The organism is Ruegeria sp. BHSA162, from assembly GCF_059613385.1.
This window is the reverse complement of record NZ_JBXWSK010000035.1, coordinates 26,166-32,694: the sequence shown is the minus strand read 5'-3', so window position 1 is coordinate 32,694 and position 6,529 is coordinate 26,166. Positions and strand designations below refer to the sequence as shown.

General features: G+C 61.3%; 5 protein-coding genes and 1 pseudogene. All 6 read right to left on the bottom strand.

The window, feature by feature from the left end; all coding sequences use genetic code 11:
- Positions 1 to 136: pseudogene (locus tag AC2FM5_RS11620) on the bottom strand (ABC transporter permease); the annotation flags it as partial.
- Complete coding sequence (locus AC2FM5_RS11615) at positions 133 to 1,053, bottom strand: ABC transporter permease (RefSeq protein WP_170341829.1); 921 nt, start codon at positions 1,051 to 1,053, stop codon at positions 133 to 135. The pseudogene AC2FM5_RS11620 and the gene AC2FM5_RS11615, both read right to left, overlap by 4 nt.
- Before the next feature lie 12 nt (positions 1,054 to 1,065).
- A complete protein-coding gene (locus tag AC2FM5_RS11610; RefSeq protein WP_170341232.1) occupies positions 1,066 to 2,178 on the bottom strand; it encodes an ABC transporter ATP-binding protein in 1,113 nt (370 codons plus the stop codon).
- A 124-nt stretch (positions 2,179 to 2,302) separates the two neighbouring features.
- Positions 2,303 to 3,427 carry an extracellular solute-binding protein gene (locus tag AC2FM5_RS11605; RefSeq protein ID WP_170341229.1) on the bottom strand — a complete coding sequence of 375 codons (1,125 nt, stop codon included), beginning with the start codon at positions 3,425 to 3,427 and terminating at the stop codon, positions 2,303 to 2,305.
- A gap of 351 nt (positions 3,428 to 3,778) precedes the next feature.
- Positions 3,779 to 4,861 (bottom strand): ABC transporter ATP-binding protein, encoded by a 1,083-nt coding sequence (locus AC2FM5_RS11600; protein WP_496735678.1) that lies wholly within the window; start codon positions 4,859 to 4,861, stop codon positions 3,779 to 3,781.
- Between the two features lie 3 nt (positions 4,862 to 4,864).
- On the bottom strand, positions 4,865 to 6,520 hold the full coding sequence (locus AC2FM5_RS11595; protein ID WP_496735676.1) for an alpha-glucosidase: 1,656 nt from the start codon (positions 6,518 to 6,520) through the stop codon (positions 4,865 to 4,867).
- Between the last annotated feature and the right edge of the window lie 9 nt (positions 6,521 to 6,529).

Sequence of the window (6,529 nt, the reverse complement as noted above, 5' to 3'; positions counted from 1 at the left end):
ATTCCCACGGGCTCATGCGCGGGAAACCGGACGAGTTGAAGGCGGTGATCGACATGATCACCAAGGGACCCAGCAGGTAGGCGAAGAAGATCGCCAGATAGACCCAGATGCTGATACGGAGGAAGGACATGTTCATTTCCCGATATCCCCCATGTTCACCTTGAACAGGCGCATCATTGCCAGCACGAACAGGATACAGGTGACCAGCAGAACGATGGCGTAGGCCGCGCCTTGTGGCCAGTCGTTGTTGTCATTGAACTGCTGATAGATCAGTTGCGTGAACCACAGACTGGACGGCCCACCCAGGATTTGCGGTGCGGCCAGCGCACCGGCCGACAGCATGAACACCATCGTACAGCCGGAACTGATGCCAGGCTTGGCATAGGGAATGACCACCCTCCAGTGAATCCGCCACCACGGAGCGCCCAAGTCGCGCGCGGCTTCGATCTGGTTTCCATCCAGGCTTTCGATGACGTTGTACATCGGGAAGATCATCAGCAGGATGTACGCGTAGCCGAGGCCCGCATAGAGCGCGATGTCGTTGCGGATGAAATCGAACGGCGTGTCCCAGATTCCCAATCCGACGAACAGCGTGTTCAGAACGCCGGTTTCTCCGAAGATGATGCGCAGCGCAAAGGCACGCAGGATCTCGTTGATCCAATAGGGGATGATCAGCATGATCGCGAAGATACGGATGTGATTGCCCTTGGACTGACCCAGGTAATAGGCAATCGGATAGCAAATGATCAGGTTGAAGATCGTCACGCAGACCGCGGCGATCAACGTCCGGAAGAACACGCGCAGATCAACGGCGTTGTAGGACTGGCTACCGCCTTCCGGCCCGTAGATCAGATATTTGTAGTTCTCCAGCGTGTACACGTCCTTGGGGCCACCGATTTCCGGGGGCGGCAGGTTGGGACGGAAGGAAAAGTCCAGCATCGACAGCTGCGGCAGGATGATCAGGCCGATCGTCCAGAACAGGACAAGCCCCAAAATCGCGAGCCCCATGCCGAAACCGTTGCGGTTGAAGAAGTCCCTGAGGAAGCCAGGCATCGTCGGGCCTCCTTATTCCGCAGCCAGCTCACCCGCCGGAACGACAACCGCGTTGCGGGTTTCGTATTCCAGCGTGATGTTCTGCCCGGTGTGATCTTTGAACGACTGCCCGTGGTTCGGGATCGAGACCTTGATCTCCTTGCCGCCCTCTCCTTCGGTGAAGATGTTGAAGACGTTGCCTTCGAATTCCTCGTGGGTTACCCGCGCCGTGACGAAGTGATCGCCGCTCGTCCCCTCGGGTGCAATCGAGAACGCCTCGGGTCGGATGAACATCATGGCGTCGTCACCTTCGGCCAACTTGCCCTGATTGGCGGTCGATATCCGCGCCACCAGATCGCCGGACCGGTTGGTAGAGATCAGGGCCTCTTCGCCCATCACTCTTTTGACCTTGCCGCGGAAGACGTTGTTTTCGCCCACGAACGAGGCGGCAAAAGCGGTTGTCGGGTCGTTGTAGATGGTCTTGCCATCGGCGATCTGGTCGATCACGCCAGCGCGCATCACGGCGATGTTGTCCGACATTGTCAGGGCCTCGCCCTGGTCATGGGTGATGTAGATGAAGGTGATGCCCACCCGCTGCTGAATTTCGCGAAGCTCAGTGCGCATGTGCTGGCGCAGTTTGAGGTCTAGCGCCGACAGCGGTTCGTCCAACAGCAGCACGTCGGGTTCGGCGCACAAGGCGCGCGCGATGGCGACACGCTGGCGTTGGCCGCCTGACAACTCGCTGGGCAGCTTGTCGCCCTGGCCCGGCAGCGCGATCATGTCCAGCAGCTCATCCGCGCGTTTGCGGCGCTCGGCAGCGCTGGCGCCCTTGATCTCCATCGAGAAGGTGATGTTCTCCCACACTTTCATTAGCGGAAACAGTGCGAGGTTCTGAAAGATCAGCGCGGTCGGGCGCTTGTTCGGCCCGATGCCCTTCATGTTCTTTCCACCGATCAGCACATTGCCTTCGCTGGGCTCCAGGAACCCGGACACCGCGCGCAGAATCGTCGTCTTGCCGCAGCCCGAGGGCCCCAGGAACGAAAAGAAATCGCCGCCGTTGATGTTCACGTTCGCATCTCGCACAGCGACAAAATCGCCGAAGCGGATCCACAGGTTTTCCAGATCGACTCCGATCCCTGCACTCATTTTTGGTATCTCCCTGTGATGCAGCTTCAGGCCGCACCGCATCGTTGTCCGTCACGCGGGGCAAACGCGTGCGGGGTCCAAAGGCCCCCCGCGCGACAACGCGAGGGGCGCGATCTCAAGGCGATCAGGCGCTCTTGAACTTGTTGACGAACTCGGTCCGGGTCTCGGCGTACCAAGGTGCTTCGGCAGGCCACGGGTTCAGGTTGGCCAGCGAGTCGCCCGGATAGGCCTCGGCAAAGTTCTTCTTGTAGGTGTCGCCCGAATACTGGTCGGCACCCAGAACCGGCGAGTTGTAGCCGTGGCTGTCGATCGCGACACCGGCCGGTTTGGCCTGATAGGCGAAGTCGATGAAGGCGTAGACCTGGTCGATATTGGTTGCACCGGTCGGCATCGACATGCCGTCGACCCAAGCCATCGCACCCTCGACCGGAGCCTGGTAGTGCACCGGTTCGCCCGCGGATTTCAGTGCCAGCGGCGGGCCATCCCAAGTCTGTCCGACGACAACCCCTTCGTTCAGCAGGCCGTTCTTCTGGGTGTCGGCGTCGTTCCAGATCAGTTTGATCCGGTCCTTGCGGGCGATGCACCAGTCGGTGATTTGACCCCAGACCTTACGCATGGTGTCTTCGTCGCCATATGCGGCCCAGACCGAGCCGGGCTCCATCTCGCCGATGCGCTCCATGTACAGGCCTGCGCCCAGCATCATCGAATGCGCGCGACCCATGGTCTTGCCGGCGTTTTCTTCCGACCAGACGTCACCATAGGACGGAGCGTCGCCTTCGGGCAGCCACAGGTCGGTCCGATAGGCTATGCCTTCGGTACCCCAGATATGCGGCAGCCAATGCGCGCCGCTGTCACCAAAGTTCCAGGCATCGGTGCCGATCTTGGCCATCGCCGGGTTGACCTTGTCGATCGGAACCCTGTTCATGTCGAACGGCTGCAGAAGCTCCAGCGGCTCCCACTGCAGCGACCGGTTGTTGGTCGGCGAAACGATGTCAAAGCCCTGGCCCTTGGTGGCCTTCATCTTGTTGATGATCTCTTCGTTCGAGCCGATACCGGTGTAGTTCACCTTGATCCCGGTCAGGGTCTCGAACTCTTCGATGAAGCTGGGCGGCAGGTAATCCGACCACATCAGGATGTTGACTTCGCCCGAAGATGCCAGGGCGCTTTTGCTGTACAGAGGTGCCGCCAGCGCTGCGGCGCCGGCCCCTTTCAACACCGTACGACGGCTGAAGTTTGACGATTTGGTCATTCGTGTTTCTCCCGTGTTTGGACTGAGTTTTGTTTTTTATCCGTGCGTCACGTTAGAGTTTTGCGATCGCCCCGTCAGTCCAAAAAGTGACAGTTTGCGAAATTCTTAGGTCCAGTTCCCTTGGAAGCCCAAGCCCGGAGCCCGCCCAAACAGCGCGCGACTCTGCGGGAATTCACGCGAGGATCATATATCAAAAGGGCCGACGATACCTAACGGCGCATCGGAACTGGCCTCATGTCACACAGGGAGATCACGCGAATTTTTTGCGCATCCGCCTAATCGATGCGCATCATTTCAGCCGCAAAAATCGAATTGCGACAAATTCAGACCAGAATCACGACACGGTTGGAGCTATTTGCGCATTGACCGGCCGTCATGGAACAGGTGGATCTTCTCCGGCGCGGCAGTCACCGAAACCGTCTGGCCACGCAAGCCACGATGGATGCCCGGCAGTTTGCCGATCACCGACTCGGCGCCGGGGGCTTTCGCGAAATAGAGCAACGTCACCTCGCCCAATGCTTCGGTAAAGTCCACGGTCCCGGTCAGGATGGGGTCACCGTCGGCGACCACCAGATCCTCGGGGCGCACACCCACGTTGACCTTCTTGCCGGCGTCGGCGTCCTGGGTCGGGATGGCCGAAACTGCCGTGCCGCCACAGTCCAGCGCGACGGTCGTGGTGGCACCGGTGCCGGTGATCGTGCCCGGCAGCAGGTTCATGGCGGGCGAGCCGATGAACTGGGCCACGAATTCGTTGTCGGGCGTCTCGTACAGTTCCAGCGGCGTGCCGACCTGCGCGATGCCCTTGTTGGCCAGAACCACGATCCGGCTGGCCAGGGTCATCGCCTCGACCTGGTCGTGGGTGACATAGATCATCGTGCTGTCGGGCATCGCCTCTTTCAGGCGCGCGATCTCGATCCGCGTGGCCACCCGCAGGGCGGCATCCAGGTTCGACAGTGGCTCGTCGAACAGATAGACCTTGGGGTCGCGCACGATGGCCCGGCCGATGGCGACCCGCTGACGCTGACCGCCCGACAGAGCCTTGGGCAGCCGGTCCAGAAACGGTTCCAGCTGCAGGATCTGCGCCGCGCGGTTCACCGCCGCGTCGATCTGATCGGCGGGCATCTTGGCGATTTTCAGGGCAAAGGCCATGTTCTCGCGCACGGTCATGTGCGGATACAGCGCATAGCTTTGGAACACCATGGCGATGCCCCGCTGTGCCGGTGGCACGTCGTTCATCACCTGCCCCTCGATCTCCAGCGTTCCGCCCGAAATACGTTCCAGCCCCGCGATCATCCGAAGCAGGGTGGACTTGCCGCAGCCCGAGGGGCCGACGAACACGATCAACTCGCCGCGCTGGATCTCGAGGTTGATGTCCTTCAGGACATCGACATTGCCATAGGTCTTGGCGACATCGGTCAGCTTGAGCTCGGACATGGGTTACCCTTTCTCTCGGACCATCAGGCAGAATTGCGAGGGCGCCAGCGTGGCGCTGCCCTGCGCCTCGACTGCGCCCAGATCCTGACCGATGCAGCGCCAGTTGCCTTCGGGCAGGTCGATTTCCGCGGCGCCATCGCCCAGGTTGAAGGCGCAGAACACCTGCTGGGTATCATCCTCGCGCAGGAAGCTGAGGATCGGGCCGGTTTCGCGCATGTCGGACTGGGTGCCCGACATCAGCGCCGGATATTCATGGCGCAAGGCGATGGCACGACGATAGTGGTTCAGCACCGACTGCGGGTCGGCGTCCATCCGGTCCACGGCGCGCTCGGCCTGCGCGGTGCTGACGGGCAGCCAGGGCGCACCGGTGGTAAAGCCCGACTGTTCGTCCTGCGCAGCCCAGACCATGGGCGTGCGGCAGCCGTCGCGGCCCTTGTATTCAGGCCAGAACTCGATGCCATAGGGGTCCTGCAGGTGCTCAAAGGGCACGTCGGCCTCGGGCAAGCCCAGCTCTTCGCCCTGATACAGGCAGGCCGAGCCGCGCAGGCACATCATCAGAACCGCGTGCTGCCGGATGCCGGCCTCATCCAGATCCCAGCGCGAGGCGTGGCGCTGCACGTCGTGGTTGGAGAACGCCCAGCACGGCCAGGCGTCGCCGGCCTTGGACAGGAGCTGGTCGAACACATGCTTGGTGTATTCTGCCGTCAGGCGGCGTTTTTCCAAAAATTCAAAGGCATAGCACATGTGCATACGCTTGTCGCCACGGGTGTATTCGCCCATGATCTCAAGCCCGCGCTGTGCGTCGCCCACCTCGCCCAGACAGGCGCGACCGTCATATTGATCGGTCAGGGCGCGCAGCCGTTCCAGGAAGGCGATGTTTTCGGGCTGGCTCTTGGAATACAGGTGGTCCTGATGGTTGTAGGGGTTGACCATCGGCGCGATGGTTGCGTTGCGCTGATCCAGCGGCAGCGCCGGGTTGTCGCGCAGTTGCGCGTCGTGGAAGTAGAAGTTGATCGTGTCCAGTCGGAACCCGTCAACGCCCATGTCCAGCCAGAACCGCGCCACGTCCAGCAGCGCGTCCTGCACATCGGGGTTGTGGAAATTCAGGTCCGGCTGCGAGGTCAGGAAGTTGTGCAGGTAATACTGCTGCCGGCGCGTATCCCACTGCCAGGCCGAGCCGCCGAAGATCGACAGCCAGTTGTTGGGCGGGGTCCCGTCAGGCTTGGGGTCGGCCCAGACATACCAGTCGGCCTTGGGGTTTTCGCGGTTGCTGCGGCTTTCGACGAACCACGGATGCTGGTCCGAGGTATGCGACAGAACCAGGTCGATCATCACCCGCAGACCCAAGCCATGGGCGCGGTCCAGCAACGTCTGGAAATCCCCCATCGTGCCGAACATCGGATCGATGGCGCGATAGTCGCTGACATCGTACCCGAAATCCTTCATCGGCGACTTGAAGAAGGGCGAGATCCAGATCGCATCGACCCCCAGACCGGCGATGTAGTCCAGCCGCTGGGTGATGCCCCGCAGGTCTCCGATGCCGTCGCCGTTGCTGTCCTGAAAGCTGCGCGGGTAGATCTGATAGATCACCCCGCCGCGCCACCAGTCGGACGCCGTCTTGGTTGAGTGCTTGAGGTCCACGTTGTTCTGCACGTTCATCACACGCCC

Coding starts and splice junctions, on each gene's coding strand:
- AC2FM5_RS11615 (WP_170341829.1), bottom strand. CDS start 1,053: ATGCCTGGCTTCCTCAGGGACTTCTTCAACCGCAACGGTTTCGGCATG.
- AC2FM5_RS11610 (WP_170341232.1), bottom strand. CDS start 2,178: ATGAGTGCAGGGATCGGAGTCGATCTGGAAAACCTGTGGATCCGCTTC.
- AC2FM5_RS11605 (WP_170341229.1), bottom strand. CDS start 3,427: ATGACCAAATCGTCAAACTTCAGCCGTCGTACGGTGTTGAAAGGGGCC.
- AC2FM5_RS11600 (WP_496735678.1), bottom strand. CDS start 4,861: ATGTCCGAGCTCAAGCTGACCGATGTCGCCAAGACCTATGGCAATGTC.
- AC2FM5_RS11595 (WP_496735676.1), bottom strand. CDS start 6,520: ATGAACGTGCAGAACAACGTGGACCTCAAGCACTCAACCAAGACGGCG.